The organism is Streptomyces manipurensis, assembly GCF_049570255.1.
Classification (GTDB): Bacteria; Actinomycetota; Actinomycetes; order Streptomycetales; family Streptomycetaceae; genus Streptomyces; species Streptomyces manipurensis.
In genome coordinates this window covers 2,260,413-2,277,328 of record NZ_CP186950.1, presented here as the reverse complement: position 1 = coordinate 2,277,328, position 16,916 = coordinate 2,260,413, and the positions used below count along the sequence as shown (strand labels likewise).

Here is a 16,916-nt window from a genome sequence, read left to right as displayed (position 1 = left end):
GCTTCTCCCATGCCCCGCCTTGCCGTCTTCGCCGTTGTCGTCTGCCTCCTCGCCGTGGCCGCGGCCGTCGTCGCCTTCGTGGAGGGCAGCTTCATCGGGATCGTCTGGGTGCTGCTCGCGGGCCTCACGTCCAACATGGCCTGGTACTACATCCGCAAGGCGAAGGCCGAGAAGGCCGCCGCCGCGCGCGACGCCCGGGCGGCCGGGTCCCACCCCGCGGCCTGAGCCGCCGGACAGGCCCTAGTCCCGGCCGCGGCCCAGGGGGACCTCGCAGACGCCGCTCGCGTCCTGCCAGAAGCTGTAGAGGTCGCGTCCGCAGTAGCTCTCCAGGTCCGACACGCCCAGCGCGCCGAGCAGGTCGTAGACCACGCCGAAGAAGAACGCGTTCACGGCCGGGATCCACAGCAGCGCGAACACCGCGATCAGCCCGAAGGGCGCCAGCGGCTCCATCTCGCGCCGGACGCGGTACGACAGCCAGGGCTCGATCACCCCGTACCCGTCGAGGCCCGGCACCGGCAGGAAGTTCAGGATCGCCGCCGTGACCTGGAGCAGGGCCAGGAACGCCAGCGCGTAGCGGAAGGCCTGCGGGACCCCGTCGAGGGCGTCCAGCCAGAACGGGGCCGTGCAGACGACGGCGAAGGCCACGTTCGTCAGCGGGCCCGCCGCCGAGATCAGGCTGTGCTTCCAGCGGCCCCGGATCCGGTGGCGTTCGATGAAGACGGCGCCGCCGGGCAGGCCGATGCCGCCGAGGATCACGAACAGCACCGGCAGGACGATGCTGAGCAGGGCGTGCGTGTACTTGAGGGGGTTCAGCGTCAGGTAGCCCTTGGCGCCGACGGTCAGGTCCCCGCCGTGCAGGGCGGTGCGGGCGTGCGCGTACTCGTGCAGGCACAGCGAGACGATCCACGCCGACGTCACGAACAGGAACACCGCCAGCCCGGTGCTCGTGGAGTAGCCCGTCCACGTGGCCCAGCCCGTGACCGCCATGACGGCGACGACACCGAGGAATACCGCACTGATCCGCCGCTCGCCGCGGCCGCCCTGATGACCCATGCGGGGAAACCTATCCCGGGCGCCGCGCGGAAAAGGGTTCGGGGCCGGGCAGGGCTCCGGGGACAATGGGCCGGTGCGTTACGCGATTCTCGGCCCCGCCCTGGCCCTCCACGACGACGGGACCCCGGTACCCGTCGGCGGAGCGCGGCTGCGGGCGCTCCTGACCGCGCTCGCGCTGCGGCCGGGGCGCACGGTGCCGGCCCGTCTCCTCGTCGACCAGGTGTGGGCCGGTGACCAGCCGGCCGACGCCGTGGCGGCCCTCCAGGCGCTGGTGGGCCGGCTGCGGCGGGCGCTGGGGCACGCCGCGGTGCGCTCCGCGGAGGGCGGCTACCAGCTGGCCGCCGCGCGGGAGGACATCGACCTCTACCGTTTCGAACGGCTGGTCCGCGCGGGCGGCGAGGCGCCGGATCCGGCGCGGGCGGCCGCCCTGTACGACGAGGCCCTCGCCCTGTGGCGCGGGCCGGCGCTGGCGGACCTGCCCGACGAGGCCGCCGAGGCCGCGCGCTGGGAGGCCGTACGCCTGGACGCGCGGCGGGGCCGGCTCCACGCGGCCCTGGACCTGGGCGAGGCCGGCCGGTTCCTGCCGGAGCTGACGGCGCTGTGCGCGCAGCAGCCGCTGGACGAGCCGTTGCAGGCGCTGCGGATCCGTGCGCTGCGCGACGCGGGCCGGCCGGCGGAGGCGCTGGCCGCGTACGACGAGGTCCGCCGGGAGATCGCCGACCGGCTGGGCACCGACCCGGGCCCGGCCCTGCGGGCGCTGCACGCCCAGCTCCTGGCCCCGCCGCCCGGCCGGACGCCGCCGGGCCCGCCCCCAGGCCCGCCGCTCCTCCCGTCCGAGCCCTCGCATCCGCACCCGGCGGCCCCGTACGCGGCCCCGTACGCCGCTCCGGCACCCGCGGCCCCCGCACCCGCACCCGCCCCGCTCCCGGCCGGGCGGGCCGGACAGGGGCAGGGCGGCAGCGGCAACCTGCGGGCCCGGCTCACCACCTTCGTCGGGCGGGAGGAGGACATCCGCGTCATCGGCGACGACCTCGCCCGGGCCCGGCTGGTCACCCTCCTCGGGCCCGGCGGCGCCGGCAAGACCCGGCTCTCGCAGGAGGCCGCCGAGGCGCACGCGGCGGCCGGCGCGTGGCCCGACGGAGTGTGGCTCGTCGAGCTCGCCCCGGTCGACGACCCGGAGGACGTCGCCGAGGCCACGCTCGCCGCACTCGGCGCGCGCGAGACCAAGCTGCGCGGCGCCGCGGCCGAGGAGCTGCGCGTCCTGACCGACCGCAACGGCGACAACCCCCTGGACCGGCTCGCCGAGCACTGCGCGCGGCGTCGGATGCTGCTGCTCCTCGACAACTGCGAGCACGTCATCGGCGCCGCCGCCGAGCTGGCCGAGCGGCTCCTCACGCACTGCCCCGCCGTGCAGATCCTGGCCACGAGCCGCGAACCGCTCGGTGTGCCGGGGGAGTCCCTGCGCCCGGTGGAGCCGCTGCCCGACCCGATCGCGCTGCGGCTGCTCGGCGACCGCGGGGCGGCCGCCCGCCCCGGATTCACCCCCGACGAGGACCCGGCGGCCGCCGCGGAGATCTGCCGGCGGCTGGACGGGCTGCCGCTGGCGATCGAGCTGGCGGCGGCGCGGTTGCGGTTGCTGACCCCGCGGCAGATCGCGGACCGGCTCGACGACCGGTTCCGGTTGCTGACCAGTGGTTCCCGTACGGTGCTGCCGCGTCAGCAGACGCTGCGCGCGGTGGTGGACTGGTCGTGGGACCTGCTGGACGGGGCCGAGCGGACGGTCCTGGGCCGGTTGTCGGTGTTCGCGGGCGGCTGTGACCTCGCCGCCGCGGAAGCGGTCTGCACCGACCCCGCCGACGGGGGCGCCCGCGCCGGTTTCGACGCCGCCGACGTCCTCGGCTCCCTCGTCGACAAGTCCCTGGTGGTCGCCGCCCCCGGCGCCGACGGCTCCGGCATGCGCTACCGCCTGCTGGAGACGGTCGCCGAGTACGCCGCCGAGCGCCTCGCCGAGGCCGACGGCGACCGCGAGGCCACCGCCCACCGCCACCTCGTCCACTACCGCGAACTGGCCCGGACCACCGACCCGCTGCTGCGCGGGCACGGCCAGCGGGCCGCCACCGACCGGCTCGCCACCGAGTACGAGAACCTCCGCACCGCGCTGCGCCGGGCCGTCGCCACCCGGGACGCCGACGAGGCCCTGTGCCTGGTCCACTCCCTCGGCTGGTACTGGCACATGCACGACCTGCGTTCGGAGTCCCGGCACTGGTCCGAGGCGGTCGCCGTGCTCGGCCCCGACCCCTTCGCCGAGCCCCACGTACCCGCCGAGCCCGTCCACGAGCGCCTCGTCGACCACCCGCCGCCGTACTCGGGGGAGACCCTCACCGAGGCCTGGCGCGCCCTGCGGCTGGTCCTGCTGGCCTCCCGCGACCACACCAGCGAGACGTGGAACGACCCGGCGGTCCGCGCCCAGATCGACGGGATCCTGGCCGTCTACCGCCCCGGGCTCCCGCAGACCTGCCGGACCCCCGCCTCCCTGTGGATCTACGCGGTCATGATCGCGGGCGACCCGGAGATGCTCCGGACGACCGTCGACGAGACCGTCGCCACCGCCCGCGAGCTGGGCTACGGCTGGGAGCTGGCCTCCGCGCTCCAGCTCCGCGCGAACATCTTCGCCAACCGGGCGGCCTGGGCCGGTGACGCCTCCCGCGACGCCGACGAGAGCCTCGCCCTCTTCCGGGACCTGGGCGACGCCTGGGGCTGCGCCGAGGCCCTGTCCGCCCGCGCCGAGGCCCGGGAGAAACGCGGCGAGTACGAGGCGGCGGCCCGCGACTACCGTGAGGCGGTCGCCTACGCGGAACGCCTCGGCGCGTTGGCGCAGGTGACCGTGTTGCGGGTCCGGATGGCGGGGACGCTGACCGAGGCCGGCCGGATCGACGAGGCCGAGCGGATCCTGACGGAGATCACCGCGACGGTGCGGCAGTACGGCAACGAGGCGATGCCGGCCGCCCGGATGTTCCTCGCCGGGATCTTCGGCCGCACCGGCCGGATCGCCGAGGCCCGCGCCCAGCTCCAGCTCCTGCGGGACGAGTTCGCCTTCGGGGCGTTCGCCGTCTTCGACGGCTTCCTGCTCGGGACGATGGCCTGGCTGGACAACCAGGACGGGCACCACGAGGACGCCCTGGCCCGGCTGCGGCAGGCCATGGTGGCCGTGGCCGACCCGCTGGCCCGGATGGTGGCGCCACAGATGCCGGCCGTCTACCTGGTGACGGGCGCCCTGTCCCTGGCCTCGCTGGGCGGCGGGCGGCGCGAACGCGACGCGGCCCGGCTGCTCGGCGCCTACCGGGCGCTGCTGCCGCCGGGGCACTTCCCGGTGTCGACGGAGCGGGAGGACTTCGCCCTGGCCGAGAAGCTCGCGCGGGCCGCGCTCGGCGACGCCGCCTACGAGGCGGCGTACGCCGAAGGCGGCGGCCTCTCCGAGGAGGAGGCCACCGCCCTCATCTGACCCGGCCCCCGGCCGGTGTCCGTCCGGGACGCGATCCGGAACGGATCGGTCCGCGGGTCAGGTCTTCTGGCGGAACTTGCGCACCGCGAGCGGCATGGTGACGGCCGTGATGGCCAGCGACCAGGCCAGGGTCATCCACACCGAGTCGCCGACGGGCGTGCCGTTGATCAGGGCGCGTGCCGCGTCGGCCAGGTTCGACAGCGGGTTGTAGTCGGTGAAGGACTGAAGCCAGCCGGGCATGGTGGACGGCGGGGCGAAGATGGAGCTGCCGAACTGCAGCGGCATCAGGACCAGCATCGCCATGCCCTGGACGGCCTGCGCGGTCTTCATGGTGAGACCGAGCAGGATGAAGATCCACATCAGGGCGCTGCCGAAGACGGCCGACAGCCCGATGGCGAGGAACAGGTCCAGCACCGAGGACTTGATCGACAGGCCGAGCAGGAAGCCCACGCCCAGCAGGATCGCGATGGCCACCATCATCCGGCCGAGCTCGACGACGATCTTGGCGAGGAGCACGGAGGACCGGGCGATCGGCATGGACCGGAACCGGTCCATCACGCCCTTCTTGAAGTCGTCGTTCACCCCGGTGCCCACCGCCATCGCGATGTTCATGCCCATCATGGCCATGAGGCCCGGGACCACGTAGTTGACGTAGTCCGCCTGGTTGCCCTTGCCGGAGATCGCGCCGCCGAAGACGAACACGAACAGCAGCGTGAAGATGATCGGCATGAACAGGACGTCGAACATCGACTCGGGGTCCTGCTTGATCTGCAGGGCGTTGCGGCGCACCAGGGCGCCGATGTGCCGCAGGTTGGCCCGCAGGCCGATCCGGCCCTCCCCGGGCCGGGGCTCCGCCGCCGCCCGACCGGGCGCGGCGGGAGCGGGCTTCGTCGTGGTTACGGTGCTCATGCCGCGACCTCCTCGTTCTGGTCGGTGGGGACGGAGTCCTCGACGGAGGTGGACTTCTGGCCGGTGATGGCCAGGAACACCTCGTCGAGGCTGGGCAGGTAGGTGCCGAGGTCGGCGATGGCGTACCCGCGGGCGGCCAGCAGCCCCACCACGGCGGTCAGCTGCTCGTCGCTCAGGATCGGTACGAGCAGCACGCCCTCGTCGGGGACGGCCTGCGAGCCGGCCACGCCGTCCAGCCCGGCCTCGGCCAGCGCACGGGCCATGCCCGGCAGGTCCGAGGGGGCCGCGGGGCGGATCTTCAGGGTGCGGCCGCCGACGCGGGCCTTCAGCTCGTCGACCTTGCCGTTGGCGATGACCTTGCCGCGGTCGATGACGGTCAGCTCGCTCGCGAGCTGCTCGGCCTCCTCCATGTACTGGGTGGTGAGCAGCACGGTGGCCCCCTCGGCGACCAGGCGCTGCACCTCGTCCCACACCTCGTTGCGGGTGCGCGGGTCGAGGCCCGTGGTCGGCTCGTCCAGGTAGATGACGGCCGGGCGGCCGATCAGGGAGGCGGCGAGGTCGAGCCTGCGGCGCATGCCGCCGGAGTAGTTCATGGCGGCCTTCTTCGCCGCCTCGGTCAGCGAGAACCGCTCCAGCATCTCGTCCGCGCGGAGGCGGGCGTCCTTGCGGGACAGGTCCAGCAGCCGCCCGATCATGTAGAGGTTCTCCCAGCCGGAGAGCTTCTCGTCGACCGAGGCGTACTGACCGGTCAGGCCGATGGTGCGGCGCAGCTGCCGGGGCTGGCGGACCACGTCGTAGCCGGCGACCGTCGCGGTGCCGGAGTCCGGGACGATCAGCGTGGACAGGCAGCGGACCAGCGTGGTCTTGCCCGCGCCGTTGGGGCCGAGGACCCCGAGGACGGTGCCCTCGCGGACGTCCAGGTCTACGCCGTCGAGGGCCTTGGTCTCGCCGTAGTGCTTGACCAGCCCCCGTACCTCCACGGCGTTGGGCTTGTTGTCGTTTCGCGTCATGCCCACCATGGGACCAGCCGCCACTGACAAAGCACCGACAGTCCGCCTACAGCCCGGGGCGAGCGGCCGACGAACCACCGACAGGCCGCCGACGCGGGCCGCCGACACGGTCGGCCGGCGGGCGGCACCGGCCGGGCCGGCGCCGCCCCTCCCGGCTCAGTGGAAGGAGTGCTGCTCCTGCGGGAACGATCCGCCCACGACGTCCTCGGCGAAGGCCTTCGCCGCGTCCGTCATGGTCTCGCGGAGCTTCGCGTACTGCTTGACGAACTTCGGCATCTTCCCGCCGGTCAGGCCCATCATGTCGGTCCACACCAGGACCTGGGCGTCGCACTCGGCGCCCGCGCCGATGCCGACCGTCGGGATGTGCAGGGACCGGGTCACCTCGGCCGCCAGCTCCGCCGGGACGAGCTCCAGCACCACCGCGAACGCGCCCGCGTCCTGCGCGGCCTTCGCGTCGCGCAGCAGCTGGTGCGCCGCCTCGTCGCCGCGGCCCTGCACCCGGTAGCCCATGGCGTTCACGGACTGGGGGGTCAGGCCCAGGTGGGACATGACGGGGATGCCCGACTGGACGATCAGCTCGGTCTGCGCGAGCGAACGCTCGCCGCCCTCCAGCTTCACGGCACCGACCCCGGCCTCCTTGACCAGGCGCGTGGCGCTGCGCAGCGCCTGCACGGCGCCTTCCTGGTACGAGCCGAACGGCAGGTCGCCGACGACCAGGGCACGGCTCGTGCCGCGTACGACGGCGGCCGACAGCATGGTCATCTGGTCCATCGTGACCGGGACCGTGGAGTCGTAGCCGAGGTGGCAGTTGCCCATCGAGTCGCCGACGAGGATCACCGGGATGCCGGCCTCGTCGAAGACGGACGCGGTCATGGCGTCGTAGGCGGTGAGCATGGGCCACTTCTCGCCGCGTTCCTTGGCGAGCGTCAGGTCGCGGACGGTGATGCGCCGGGTGCCCGTGCCTCCGTACAGGGTGGGGGAGGCGGCGGCTGCGGGTTCGCGGGCAGGCGAAACGGCGTGCGTCATTGCAACTGCTCCTTGTGTCATCTCGAGGCGCCCTCACGGCGTCCCCGGACTCACCCACCATGGTGGCATCACCGGGGCCGTCGGCGGAAGTGGGCCGCCGCCGGCCGCCGCGCCCACCGGCCGCGGAGGATCCAATGTGCGCGTTTCGTGACAAGCGGAACCCGCTGCGTACGGCAGTTCGTCCTTCCGGACGTACGGCCGTGACGAGACGGCCGTGACGTACAGCACGGAAGGCTCCGGTTCATCGCCTAGGGTCAAGGGGCGGGGACGGAGCGCGAGCACGGCAGTGAGGGCAGTGGCATGGCACAGGCGTACATGACGGAATCGGGGAACGGCGGCTCGGAGCCCGAGCCCTCCGGATCCCGCTTCCGGCGCCGGCTGGCCGGACTGCGCCGTGACCCCGGGATCTGGCGGCGCGGCCTGGTGCTGGCGGCGATCGCCGTCCTGCTGTGCCTGGTCATGGTGCTGCACGCGGAGCTGCCCAACGACGTGGGCAACCTCGGCAGCCTCACCGAGACCTTCCTGCCCTGGTTCGGGCTGGCCGTCCCGCTGCTGGTGGCCGGGGCGGTGCTGCGCAGGTCGGCGACCGCGCTCGTCGCGGTCCTGCTGCTCACCGCGGTGTGGCTGAACCTCTTCGGCGGGCTGGTCACCGACAAGTCCGGTCCGGGCGGCAACCTCGTCGTCGCCACCCACAACGTCGACGCCGACAACCCCGACCCGCGGGGCACCGCCGAGTCCGTGGCCCGCTCCGGGGCCGACGTGCTGGCCCTGACCGAGCTCAAGGGCAGCGTCGTCCCCGTCTACGAGCAGGCCCTGGCGGGGACGTACAAGTACCACGCGGTCGAGGGCACCGTCGGCGTGTGGAGCAAGTACCCGCTGAGCGGGGCCGCGCCCGTCGACATCCGGATGGGCTGGACCCGCGCCATGCGGGCCACCGTCGCCACCCCGCAGGGGCCGGTCGCGGCGTTCGTCGCCCACCTGCCGTCGGTCCGGGTCAAGCTGAACGCGGGCTTCACCGCGAACCAGCGCGACAACAGCGCTGACGCGCTGGGCGCCGCGCTCGCCGCCGAGCCGCTGAAGAGGGTCGTGCTCCTCGGCGACCTGAACGGCACGATGAACGACCGTGCGCTGTCCGAGGTGACCTCGCAGATGCGCTCCACGCAGGGCGCGGCGGGCGACGGCTTCGGCTTCAGCTGGCCGGCCCCGTTCCCGATGGCCCGGATCGACCAGATCATGGTCCGCGGCGTCAAGCCGGAGGCCTCCTGGACCCTGCCGCGCACTGGCAGCGACCACCTGCCGATCGCCGCGCGGCTGACGGTGAAGCAGTAGCGCAGGACGAAGCGGAGGGCCCCGGCGCCGGTGCGCCGGGGCCCTCCGTCGTACGCGGCCTAGGCCTGCTCGCGCCAGCCGTTGGTGATGGGCAGCCGGCGGTCCTTGCCGAAGCCCTTCGCGGAGATCTTCGTGCCCGGCGGGTACTGGCGGCGCTTGTACTCGGCCGTGTCCACCATCCGCAGGGTCTTCGCGACCAGCTCGGCGTCGAAGCCGGCGGCCACGATCTCGTCCAGCCCCTGGTCCCGGTCCACGTACCGGGCGAGGATCGCGTCGAGCACCGGATAGTCCGGCAGCGAGTCCGTGTCCACCTGCCCCGGGCGCAGCTCGGCGCTCGGCGGCTTGGAGAGGGAGTTCTCCGGGATCGGCGGGGTCTCGCCGCGCTCGGCCGCGGCCCGGTTGCGGTAGCGGGCGAGCCGGAAGACGTCGCTCTTGTACACGTCCTTGATCGGGCCGTACGCGCCGACGGAGTCGCCGTACAGGGTGGAGTAGCCCACGGCCAGCTCCGACTTGTTGCCCGGGGCCAGGACGATGTGGCCCTCCTGGTTGGAGACCGCCATCAGCATGGTGCCGCGCAGCCGGGACTGGAGGTTCTCCTCGGCGAGACCGGTGAGGCCCAGCGAACCCATGTAGGCGTCGAACATCGGCTCGATCGGCACGGTGCGGAAGTTGAGGCCGGTGCGCTCGGCCAGGTCGGCCGCGTCGCCCTTGGAGTGCTCCGAGGAGTACTTGGAGGGCATCGAGATGCCGTGGACGTTCTGCGCGCCGATCGCGTCGCAGGCGATGGCGGCGACGAGCGCGGAGTCGATGCCGCCGGAGAGCCCGATCAGGACCGAGCGGAAGCCGTTCTTGCGGACGTAGGCGCGCAGGCCCACGACCAGTGCGTCGTACACCTCCTCGTCGTCGTCGAGGCGCTCGGCGTACCCGCCGGGGACGACCGGCTCGTACGGCTCCACCGGCTCCTCGGACAGCACCACGCGGTCGATGCGCAGCCCGTCGCCCACCGGGCCCTCGGGGGCGTCGGCGGACGCGGCGGGCAGGTCGAGGTCGACCAGGACGCAGCCCTCGGAGAACTGCGGCGCGCGGGCGACGACCTCGCCGGAGGCGTCGACCACGATGGAGTCGCCGTCGAAGACGAGCTCGTCCTGGCCGCCCATCATCGCGACGTAGGCGAGGGTGCAGCCGGCCTCCTGGGCGCGCTTGCGCACGAGTTCCAGCCGCAGGTCGTCCTTGTTGCGCTCGTACGGGGAGGCGTTGACCGAGATCAGCAGCCCGGCGCGGGCGGCGCGGGTGGCGGGGACCCGGCCGCCGTCCTGCCAGAGGTCCTCGCAGATGGCCAGCGCGACGTCGATGCCGCGCACCCGGATCACCGGCTGGGTGTCGCCCGGCACGAAGTACCGGAACTCGTCGAACACGCCGTAGTTGGGCAGGTGGTGCTTGGCGAAGCGCAGGACCACCCGGCCGCGGTGCAGGACGGCCGCCGCGTTCTCCGGGGAGCCGGCGGGGCGGCCGAGCCGGGGCACGGCCCGCTCGGTCCGGTCGAGGTAGCCGACGACGACCGGCAGTTCGCCGAGCCCCTCGGCGGCCAGCCGCTCCGCCAGCTCGCGCAGGGCGGTGCGGGAGGCCTCGACGAAGGAGGCCCGCAGGGCGAGGTCCTCGACGGGGTAGCCGGTGAGCACCATCTCGGGGAACGCCACCAGGTGGGCGCCCTGCTCGGCGGAGTGCCGGGTCCAGTGGACGACCGAGTCCGCGTTGGCGGCGATGTTGCCGACGTGCGAGTCGATCTGATTCAGAGCGAGACGTAGTTGAGGCACGGGAGCCAGTGTAATCGTCTTTCTGACGCGATGTCCTGGATCCCGTGCGGTTCCCGGTGCCGCGAGGTGCGCCGCGGGGTGTCCCGGCGGGGTTTCCCGCGGCACCGGAGGGGGCGTGTCAGCCGATGGGGCCGGCGTACTTCACGTCGTCGAGCAGGGTGCCGGCGGAGATGTCCGCGGTGATGCTCTTGGTGCCCTCGGGGACCTCGAAGGCCACGATGCCGCTGGCGGTCTCGCCCGGCAGGATCGAACCCCTGATCATCTTCGGGACGGTGGTGCCGGCGCTGCCGCCGCTGTCGAAGACCATGTCCGCCGTCATGCCCTTGTCGTCACGGACGTTGGGCATGGCGTAGATCACCTCGTGCGGCTCCTTGGAGCCGTTGGTGATGGTGACCGTCAGCTGGATCGCGTTCTTGATCCGCTCGCGGGCGGTGATGCCCTTCGGCTCGTACTTCGTCGGGGCCGACAGGCTCACCTTGACGCCGTTCGGGTAGGTGAAGGTCTCACCGAAGGGCAGCGCGCTGGTCAGGCCGGGGACCTGGGAGGCGGAGGGGGAGGGGGACCGGGAGACGGTGGGCCAGGGCTCGTCGCCCGGGTAGAGGTCCTCCGGGTCGTCGCCGTAGTCGATGGAATGGGCGTAGCCGCCGTCGTTCTCGAAGACGGACACGGTGATGAAGAAGCCGGCGACGGAGGCGACGAGCCCGAGACCGCCGAGGGCCGTGCCGACGATGGCCATGACCCGGTTCGGGGCGCCCTTGGAGGCGCGGACGATGCCGCCGATGCCGAGGCCGACCGCCACCAGTGCGAGCAGGCCGCCGAGCCAGAAGAGCAGCGGGACGAGGCCGAGGAAGACGCCGAGGCTCGCGACGACCACGGCGGCGACGGCGAGGCCGTTGCCGGCCGGGGCCGGCGGGAGGTACGCGGCGTACGGCACGGTGCCGGGGGCGGGCTGCGCCCACGGGTTGACGTCCGGGGCGGGCGGCTGCGGGACGCCGGGGCCGCCGCCGTGGGTCGTGGCGCCGTACGGCTGGGCGCCGTGGGGCGAGGAGCCGTAGGCCGGGGCGGCGTACGGGGCGGCCTGCGCGGCGGCGAGGTCCTCCGCAGTCGGCGGGGCGAACGCGGAACGGACGGGGGCGGGGACCGGGTGCGCGGCGGGCGGTACGGGCGGCACGGCCGCCGGAGCGGGCGGGCCCGCAGGGCCGGCGGCCGGGGCCTTCTCGAACGACGGCGCGGGCGCGGGCGGGGTGGCGGCCCCCGCCGGGTCGGTGCCGGGCGCCGGGGGCGGGGTGGCCGTCAGGGACACGGTGGCGTCGGCGGGCGCGGGGACGGGCTCGGCGGGGGCGGCAGGCGCGGGAGCGGCGGGAGCCTCCGGGGCGGGTGCGTCCTGCGGCTCCGGTGCCTCCTGGGCCGCCGGAGCCTCCTGGGCCTCCTGCGGCTCACCGGCGGGGGCCGCGGCGGCCTGGAGGGTGACGGTGGCGTCGGCGGCGGCCGGTGCGGGCGGAGCGGCCTCGTCGTGCCCGCCGGGCTCGTCGGGCTCCGGGGCGGCGGCCTCGGCAGCCGGGGGAACGGCGTCCCGGTCCGCCGCGGGCTGCGCGGCGGAGGGCTTCTGGAGCGACAGCCGTGCGGGCTCGTCCGAAGGCTCCGCAGGAGGTCCGGCGGGCGTGTGGGGCGGGTTCGGCGGGGTGGTCATACCGGCGAGGACGTCCTTTGTCGCGACTGTCGTGATCACAGCAAGAGTGCCACGACCGGCACGCACGTCCGTACGAATTACCGCCGGGTGTCCGGCCCCGCCGCGCCCGGGGTCCGCGGGGCCTGGGCGGAACCCGGCCTTCCCCGCCCGGGCGCCGCCCTACGCCTGGTAGCCGAGGACGGTCATCATCCCGGACTCGGAGTGATAGACGTTGTGGCAATGGACCATCCACAGGCCGGGGTTGTCGGCGTCGAAGTCGGCCGTCAGCCTCCCGCCCGGCAGGATGATCGCGGTGTCCTTGCGGGCTCCGCCGGCGCCGCCGAGCGCGAAGGTGTGCCCGTGCAGGTGTACCGGATGCCACATCGGGGTCGCGTTGCGGAACTCCACCCTGACCCGCTCGCCCGCCGTGACCGGATGCCGCTGGTCGGGCGTGTAGGGCGTGCCGTCGAAGGCCCAGTCGTAGCGGTTCATCGAGCCGGTCAGGCGCAGTGCGAGCGTACGGTCCGGGGTGCGCTCCGCCAGGGCCGCGGATTCGTCGGGCAGCAGTGAGCCGGCCATCAGGGGGGCGGCGTCCAGTTCCGCCGGCCGGGTCGCGGCCGTCGGGGCCGTGCCCGTACCGGTGCGCAGGACGGCGAGCGCCGACCGGTCCTTGCCCTCGGCCAGCGCGGTGAGCGGGAACACCCCGTCCTGCGCCGTGACCAGGACGTCGTACCGCTCGCCCATGCCCAGCAGCAGCGAGCGCGCCGTGGCGTGCCGCACCGGGAAGCCGTCGGCGTGGGTGACCGTCATCTCGTGGCCGCCGAGGGCCAGCCGGAAGGCGGTGTCCCCGCCGGCGTTGACGATGCGCAGCCGGATCCGGTCGCCGGGGCGGGCGGTGAACACCGACGGGTCCTCCGGCACCCGGCCGTTGACCAGGTAGTGCGGGTAGGCGACGTCGCCGGCCTCCGCGCCCAGGATGTCGCTGTCGGCCCCGACGAGGAGGTACGAGGGCGCCCCGGCCGGGCTCGGCCGGGCGGAGGCCGTGCCTCCGGGCCGGCCGGCCGGGCCGTGGGCGGCATGGGCGCCGCCCTGTCCGCCCGCGCCCTTGCGCAGTTCTGCGAGGACGGCGTCCGGGGTGGCGCCGTCCACCCCGTCGATCCAGTCGTCGAGGACGACCACCCACTCCTTGTCGTAGGAGAGCGGTTCCTTCGGGTCCTCGACGATCAGCGGCGCGTACAGGCCGCGGTCCTGCTGCACGCCGGTGTGGGGGTGGAACCAGTACGTCCCCGGGTGCGCGAGGGCGAAGCCGTACGTGAAGGAGCCGCCCGGGGCGATGTCCCGCTGGGTCAGTCCCGGGACGCCGTCCATGTCGTTGCGCAGGGCCAGGCCGTGCCAGTGGAGCGAGGTGGCCTCCGGCAGGTTGTTGGCCAGGGTGAGGGAGAGCGTCCCGCCCGCGGTGGCGCGTACCTCCCGCCCGGGCAGGGTGTCCCCGTAGGCCCAGGAGCGGACGGTGTGACCGCCGCCGAGGTCGAGCGGGGTGGCGGTGGCGGTGAGCCTGACCTCGGTGAGCGGGCCGGTGGCCTTGCGGGCGGCCTCGGCGGCGCGGACCTCGGGCCCTGCCGGGTCGACGTATCCCGGGGGGCCGTCGGCCGGGGAGCCGCCGTGGTGCATGGCTCCGTGCCCGGTCCGGGCGGTGGCCCCGCCGGAGGGTGAGCCGCCGCCGCAGGCCGTGAGCAGCCCGGAGCCGAGGGCGGCGGCGGAGGCGCCGAGGAGGGTGCGGCGGGTGGGGAGGGAGCGCATGGGCACCTCGCGTGGGGGAGTCCGGGGGAGGGGCGTGGACGGGCGTGGCGGGGCGTGCGGGTCCGGACCGCGGCCGTGACGGGGGAGTGGGCGGCGGGGGCGGGGGTGAGCGGGACGGGCGGCGGTCGGGGCTATCGCCGCGCGGCCGAGGGCCCGGTGCGGAGGGCGTGGGGAGCCTGCGGTACCGGCCCGTCCGGTCCGTCCGGTATGCGGCCCACGCCCGTGGGCGGCGCGGCGGCATGTGTGTGCGGCCGTGTGTGCGGGGAGGCGTCCCGAGTGTGGCGAGCGCCACCGTCCGCGGAGGGTCCGGGAGGCCCGGCCGAGGCAACGCAGCGGGCCGCGGGCACGTCATCCAGGGTGTGGGAGCCGACCGGACGGTCCGGGTGACGCAGGGTGCCGACGCCGCGCAGCAGTGCGGAGGGCGGCAGCGGCCGGGACCCCGGAACGGCTCGCCGAGCACTGCGCGTCATGGCCGGAACCCTACCCGGGGTGGGTATCCGATCACAGGACCGACCCCGAAAACTGCCGAGGATTAGTCACACTATGTCCCCTCATGGGCTCTCTCCGCGTGCGGCCTGGCCCGTCGCCCTCCTGATCGGCCTCTCCGGCGCCGCCTACACGGCCTGGGTGCTCGAAGTCGTCGTCTCCACGGGCCTCAACCCCATCGAGACGTACGTCAGCGAGCTGGCCGCACAGGACCAGCCGCTCGGCGGCCTGTTCCGGGCCACCGACTTCACCGCCGGACTGCTCGCCTTCGCCGGAGGGCTGTTCGCCCTGACGCGGCTGCTGAAGTACACCGAGTCCCGCCGCCCGTGGGCCGTGGTCGGATGGGCCGGGGTCACCCTCTTCGGCGCGGCCACCGCCGCGGACGCCTGGCTCCCGCTCAGCTGCACGCCCACCGCCGACCCGGAGTGCGCGGCGCGCGAGACCGCGGGCCTGGTGCCCGCCACGCACCAGGCGCACGCCGTCAGCAGCAGCCTCGCCATGACGGGGGCCCTCGTCGGGCTGGTCGCTCTGACCGTCGCCGCGCGCCGCTACGGCTGGTTCGCGCCGCTCGCCCGCTTCGGCCCGGCGCTGGTCGTCCTCGAACTGCTCGCCACCGCCTGGACCCTCACCGCCATAGCGATGTTCACCGCGGGGCACGGCACCTGGGCGCTCGGCGCCGGTCAGCGGCTCCAGGTGCTGCTCGTGGCAATCTGGCTGGGGCTGCTCGCCTACTCCGTGCACAAGGAAGGCCGTACATGAGCCCCTCCTCCTCCGAACCGGTCGGCCGCTTCGTCCGGGTCGACGGCGTCCCGCTGCACGTCGTCGTGGAGGGCCGCGGGCCCGTGTGCGTGCTCGCCGCCGGGCTGGCCATGGCCTGGTTCGACTGGGACGAGGTCGCGGCGCTGCTCGTGGCGCAGGGCCGTACCGTCGTCCGCTTCGACCGTCCCGGTCACGGCCTCAGCGGCCCCGCCGCCGAGCCGCCGACCACGGCCGGGGAGGCCCACCGCATCGCGGCCCTCCTGGACGCGCTGGAGGCATCGGGCGCGCTGGACACGTGGGGCACCCCGGAGGCCGTGGCCGCCGCCGCGGGTGGTCCCGCGTCCGGCCCGGTCACCCTCGTCGGCCACTCCATCGCCGCGTTCCACGTGGAGGCCTTCGCCCGTCTGTACCCGGAGCGCACCGCCGCGCTGGTCCTCCTCGACGCCAGCGTGGAGGAGGACCCCCGTACGGTCCTGCCGCAGGCCCTGCGCACCGGCATCGCCCGCGCCGCCGGCCGCGCCCTGACCGCGGCCGGGCTGCCCGCCGCCCTCGGCCCCGCTGCCCGGCGCGCCACCGTACGGGCCTCCCGCACCGGCGGCGGCGACCCGGCCCCGGCCGACCTCGTACGCCGCTGCTACCGCACCGGCCGGGTCTGGCGCGGCGCCCTGCTGGAGAACTCCCGCTACCCGGACATGGCGGCCGAACTCCTCGACCTGCGCCGGAGCGCCCCGCTGACCGCGCCGACCACCGTCCTCGCCGGCCACGACGGATCCGCCGGCCGCGGGGCCCTGCACTGGCTGTCACGCCAGGCGGACCTGTCCGACCTGCTCGGCGCCCGCTTCGAGGTCGCCGAGCCCGCCGGCCACCTCGTCATGCTGGACCGCCCGGACCAGGTGGCCCGGACGGTCCTCGACGCCGGCCTGCCGCAGCCCCCCGTACCGGACGGGGGCGCGGGCCGGGCGGCCCGGCCCGGTCAGCGCCTGGCGTAGACCTTCTCCACGAAGCCCGCCAACTGCTCCTCCGACAGGTGCTGCGCCAGATCCGCCTCGCTGATCATCCCGACCAGCCTCTTGTCGTCGATCACGGGCAGCCGCTTGATCTGGTGGCCCTCCATCTCGTCCAGCACCGCGGACACGTCCGCGTCCGCGGCGATCCACCGCGGAGTGCCCTTGCACAGGTCACCGCAGGTGACCTGCGCGGGGTCGTGGCCCTTGGCCACGCAGCCGACCACGATGTCGCGGTCGGTGATGATGCCGCACAGCCGTTCCGAGGCGTCACTGACCGGCAGGGCCCCCACGTTCAACCGGGCCATCAGCTGCGCCGCCCGGTCCAGGGTCTCGGTCGCCGGGATCCACTGCGCCCCGGGGTGCATGATGTCTGCGGCGGTGGTCATCGCTGAACCTCCCTGCACGCCGTCCGCCGCCGGATGCGGACGCACCCGGCGCGGCGTCCCCCCGTCGGTGGGGCCGTCCGCCCGGCGACGACGTTCCGCCCGGCCGGCCGCTCCACCGGGCCCCGCCGCACCGCGGCGGAGCACACGCCCGTAACGGGTGAGAGGG

The 16,916-nt window shown here is 74.6% G+C and carries 13 protein-coding genes; 5 read left to right on the top strand and 8 right to left on the bottom strand.

Annotated features, from left to right (window positions below):
• Positions 1 to 9 precede the first annotated feature (9 nt).
• The gene (locus ACPU2J_RS10455) at positions 10 to 225 is read left to right on the top strand and encodes a hypothetical protein (RefSeq protein WP_420080962.1); all 216 of its coding nucleotides are present in this window, start codon (positions 10 to 12) and stop codon (positions 223 to 225) included.
• Positions 226 to 240: 15 nt separating this feature from the next.
• Here ACPU2J_RS10455 and ACPU2J_RS10450 read toward each other — a convergent pair whose 3' ends face one another.
• The gene (locus ACPU2J_RS10450; RefSeq protein WP_389075601.1) at positions 241 to 1,053 is read right to left on the bottom strand and encodes a site-2 protease family protein; all 813 of its coding nucleotides are present in this window, start codon (positions 1,051 to 1,053) and stop codon (positions 241 to 243) included.
• A gap of 73 nt (positions 1,054 to 1,126) precedes the next feature.
• Between ACPU2J_RS10450 and ACPU2J_RS10445 the strand changes: the two genes are divergently transcribed.
• On the top strand, positions 1,127 to 4,555 hold the full coding sequence (locus ACPU2J_RS10445) for an AfsR/SARP family transcriptional regulator (RefSeq protein WP_423833127.1): 3,429 nt from the start codon (positions 1,127 to 1,129) through the stop codon (positions 4,553 to 4,555).
• Between the two features lie 57 nt (positions 4,556 to 4,612).
• Here the strand turns inward: ACPU2J_RS10445 and ACPU2J_RS10440 are convergent, their stop codons facing one another.
• From ACPU2J_RS10440 to panB, 3 genes are all read right to left on the bottom strand, one after another.
• Positions 4,613 to 5,464, bottom strand: coding sequence for an ABC transporter permease (locus tag ACPU2J_RS10440; RefSeq protein ID WP_361603617.1), 852 nt, complete (start codon positions 5,462 to 5,464; stop codon positions 4,613 to 4,615).
• On the bottom strand, positions 5,461 to 6,483 hold the full coding sequence (locus ACPU2J_RS10435) for an ATP-binding cassette domain-containing protein (protein ID WP_420080965.1): 1,023 nt from the start codon (positions 6,481 to 6,483) through the stop codon (positions 5,461 to 5,463). The genes ACPU2J_RS10440 and ACPU2J_RS10435 overlap by 4 nt, the downstream gene beginning before the upstream one ends.
• A gap of 147 nt (positions 6,484 to 6,630) precedes the next feature.
• Positions 6,631 to 7,500: a 3-methyl-2-oxobutanoate hydroxymethyltransferase gene (gene panB / locus ACPU2J_RS10430; protein ID WP_361603611.1), complete on the bottom strand. Its 870-nt coding sequence runs from the start codon at positions 7,498 to 7,500 to the stop codon at positions 6,631 to 6,633.
• A gap of 300 nt (positions 7,501 to 7,800) precedes the next feature.
• Here panB and ACPU2J_RS10425 point away from each other — a divergent pair, with 300 nt between their 5' ends.
• Positions 7,801 to 8,829 carry an endonuclease/exonuclease/phosphatase family protein gene (locus ACPU2J_RS10425; protein ID WP_423833126.1) on the top strand — a complete coding sequence of 343 codons (1,029 nt, stop codon included), beginning with the start codon at positions 7,801 to 7,803 and terminating at the stop codon, positions 8,827 to 8,829.
• A 59-nt stretch (positions 8,830 to 8,888) separates the two neighbouring features.
• On the opposite strand, the gene ACPU2J_RS10420 is transcribed toward ACPU2J_RS10425, so the two are convergent.
• From ACPU2J_RS10420 to ACPU2J_RS10410, 3 genes are all read right to left on the bottom strand, one after another.
• A complete protein-coding gene (locus ACPU2J_RS10420; RefSeq protein ID WP_361603605.1) occupies positions 8,889 to 10,643 on the bottom strand; it encodes an NAD+ synthase in 1,755 nt (584 codons plus the stop codon).
• Positions 10,644 to 10,761: 118 nt separating this feature from the next.
• Positions 10,762 to 12,372 (bottom strand): hypothetical protein, encoded by a 1,611-nt coding sequence (locus ACPU2J_RS10415; protein ID WP_423833125.1) that lies wholly within the window; start codon positions 12,370 to 12,372, stop codon positions 10,762 to 10,764.
• A gap of 120 nt (positions 12,373 to 12,492) precedes the next feature.
• Positions 12,493 to 14,112 carry a multicopper oxidase domain-containing protein gene (locus tag ACPU2J_RS10410; RefSeq protein WP_423833124.1) on the bottom strand — a complete coding sequence of 540 codons (1,620 nt, stop codon included), beginning with the start codon at positions 14,110 to 14,112 and terminating at the stop codon, positions 12,493 to 12,495.
• A 543-nt stretch (positions 14,113 to 14,655) separates the two neighbouring features.
• On the opposite strand from ACPU2J_RS10410, the gene ACPU2J_RS10405 reads away from it, so the two are divergent.
• Together ACPU2J_RS10405 and ACPU2J_RS10400 are read left to right on the top strand one after the other, a co-directional pair.
• Positions 14,656 to 15,357: a DUF998 domain-containing protein gene (locus ACPU2J_RS10405; RefSeq protein ID WP_391345366.1), complete on the top strand. Its 702-nt coding sequence runs from the start codon at positions 14,656 to 14,658 to the stop codon at positions 15,355 to 15,357.
• Positions 15,354 to 16,346 (top strand): alpha/beta fold hydrolase, encoded by a 993-nt coding sequence (locus ACPU2J_RS10400; protein ID WP_420080968.1) that lies wholly within the window; start codon positions 15,354 to 15,356, stop codon positions 16,344 to 16,346. The genes ACPU2J_RS10405 and ACPU2J_RS10400 overlap by 4 nt, the downstream gene beginning before the upstream one ends.
• Here ACPU2J_RS10400 and ACPU2J_RS10395 read toward each other — a convergent pair.
• Complete coding sequence (locus ACPU2J_RS10395; protein WP_420080969.1) at positions 16,331 to 16,750, bottom strand: CBS domain-containing protein; 420 nt, start codon at positions 16,748 to 16,750, stop codon at positions 16,331 to 16,333. The two genes, ACPU2J_RS10400 and ACPU2J_RS10395, sit on opposite strands and share 16 nt — an antisense overlap.
• Positions 16,751 to 16,916: the final 166 nt, after the last annotated feature.

Excerpts from the sequence above, each read along its gene's own strand:
- ACPU2J_RS10450 (WP_389075601.1), bottom strand. The coding sequence starts at position 1,053 with ATGGGTCATCAGGGCGGCCGCGGCGAGCGGCGGATCAGTGCGGTATTC.
- ACPU2J_RS10435 (WP_420080965.1), bottom strand. The coding sequence starts at position 6,483 with ATGGTGGGCATGACGCGAAACGACAACAAGCCCAACGCCGTGGAGGTA.
- ACPU2J_RS10400 (WP_420080968.1), top strand. The coding sequence starts at position 15,354 with ATGAGCCCCTCCTCCTCCGAACCGGTCGGCCGCTTCGTCCGGGTCGAC.
- ACPU2J_RS10425 (WP_423833126.1), top strand. The coding sequence starts at position 7,801 with ATGGCACAGGCGTACATGACGGAATCGGGGAACGGCGGCTCGGAGCCC.
- ACPU2J_RS10405 (WP_391345366.1), top strand. The coding sequence starts at position 14,656 with ATGTCCCCTCATGGGCTCTCTCCGCGTGCGGCCTGGCCCGTCGCCCTC.
- ACPU2J_RS10455 (WP_420080962.1), top strand. The coding sequence starts at position 10 with ATGCCCCGCCTTGCCGTCTTCGCCGTTGTCGTCTGCCTCCTCGCCGTG.
- ACPU2J_RS10395 (WP_420080969.1), bottom strand. The coding sequence starts at position 16,750 with ATGACCACCGCCGCAGACATCATGCACCCCGGGGCGCAGTGGATCCCG.
- ACPU2J_RS10410 (WP_423833124.1), bottom strand. The coding sequence starts at position 14,112 with ATGCGCTCCCTCCCCACCCGCCGCACCCTCCTCGGCGCCTCCGCCGCC.
- panB (WP_361603611.1), bottom strand. The coding sequence starts at position 7,500 with ATGACGCACGCCGTTTCGCCTGCCCGCGAACCCGCAGCCGCCGCCTCC.
- ACPU2J_RS10440 (WP_361603617.1), bottom strand. The coding sequence starts at position 5,464 with ATGAGCACCGTAACCACGACGAAGCCCGCTCCCGCCGCGCCCGGTCGG.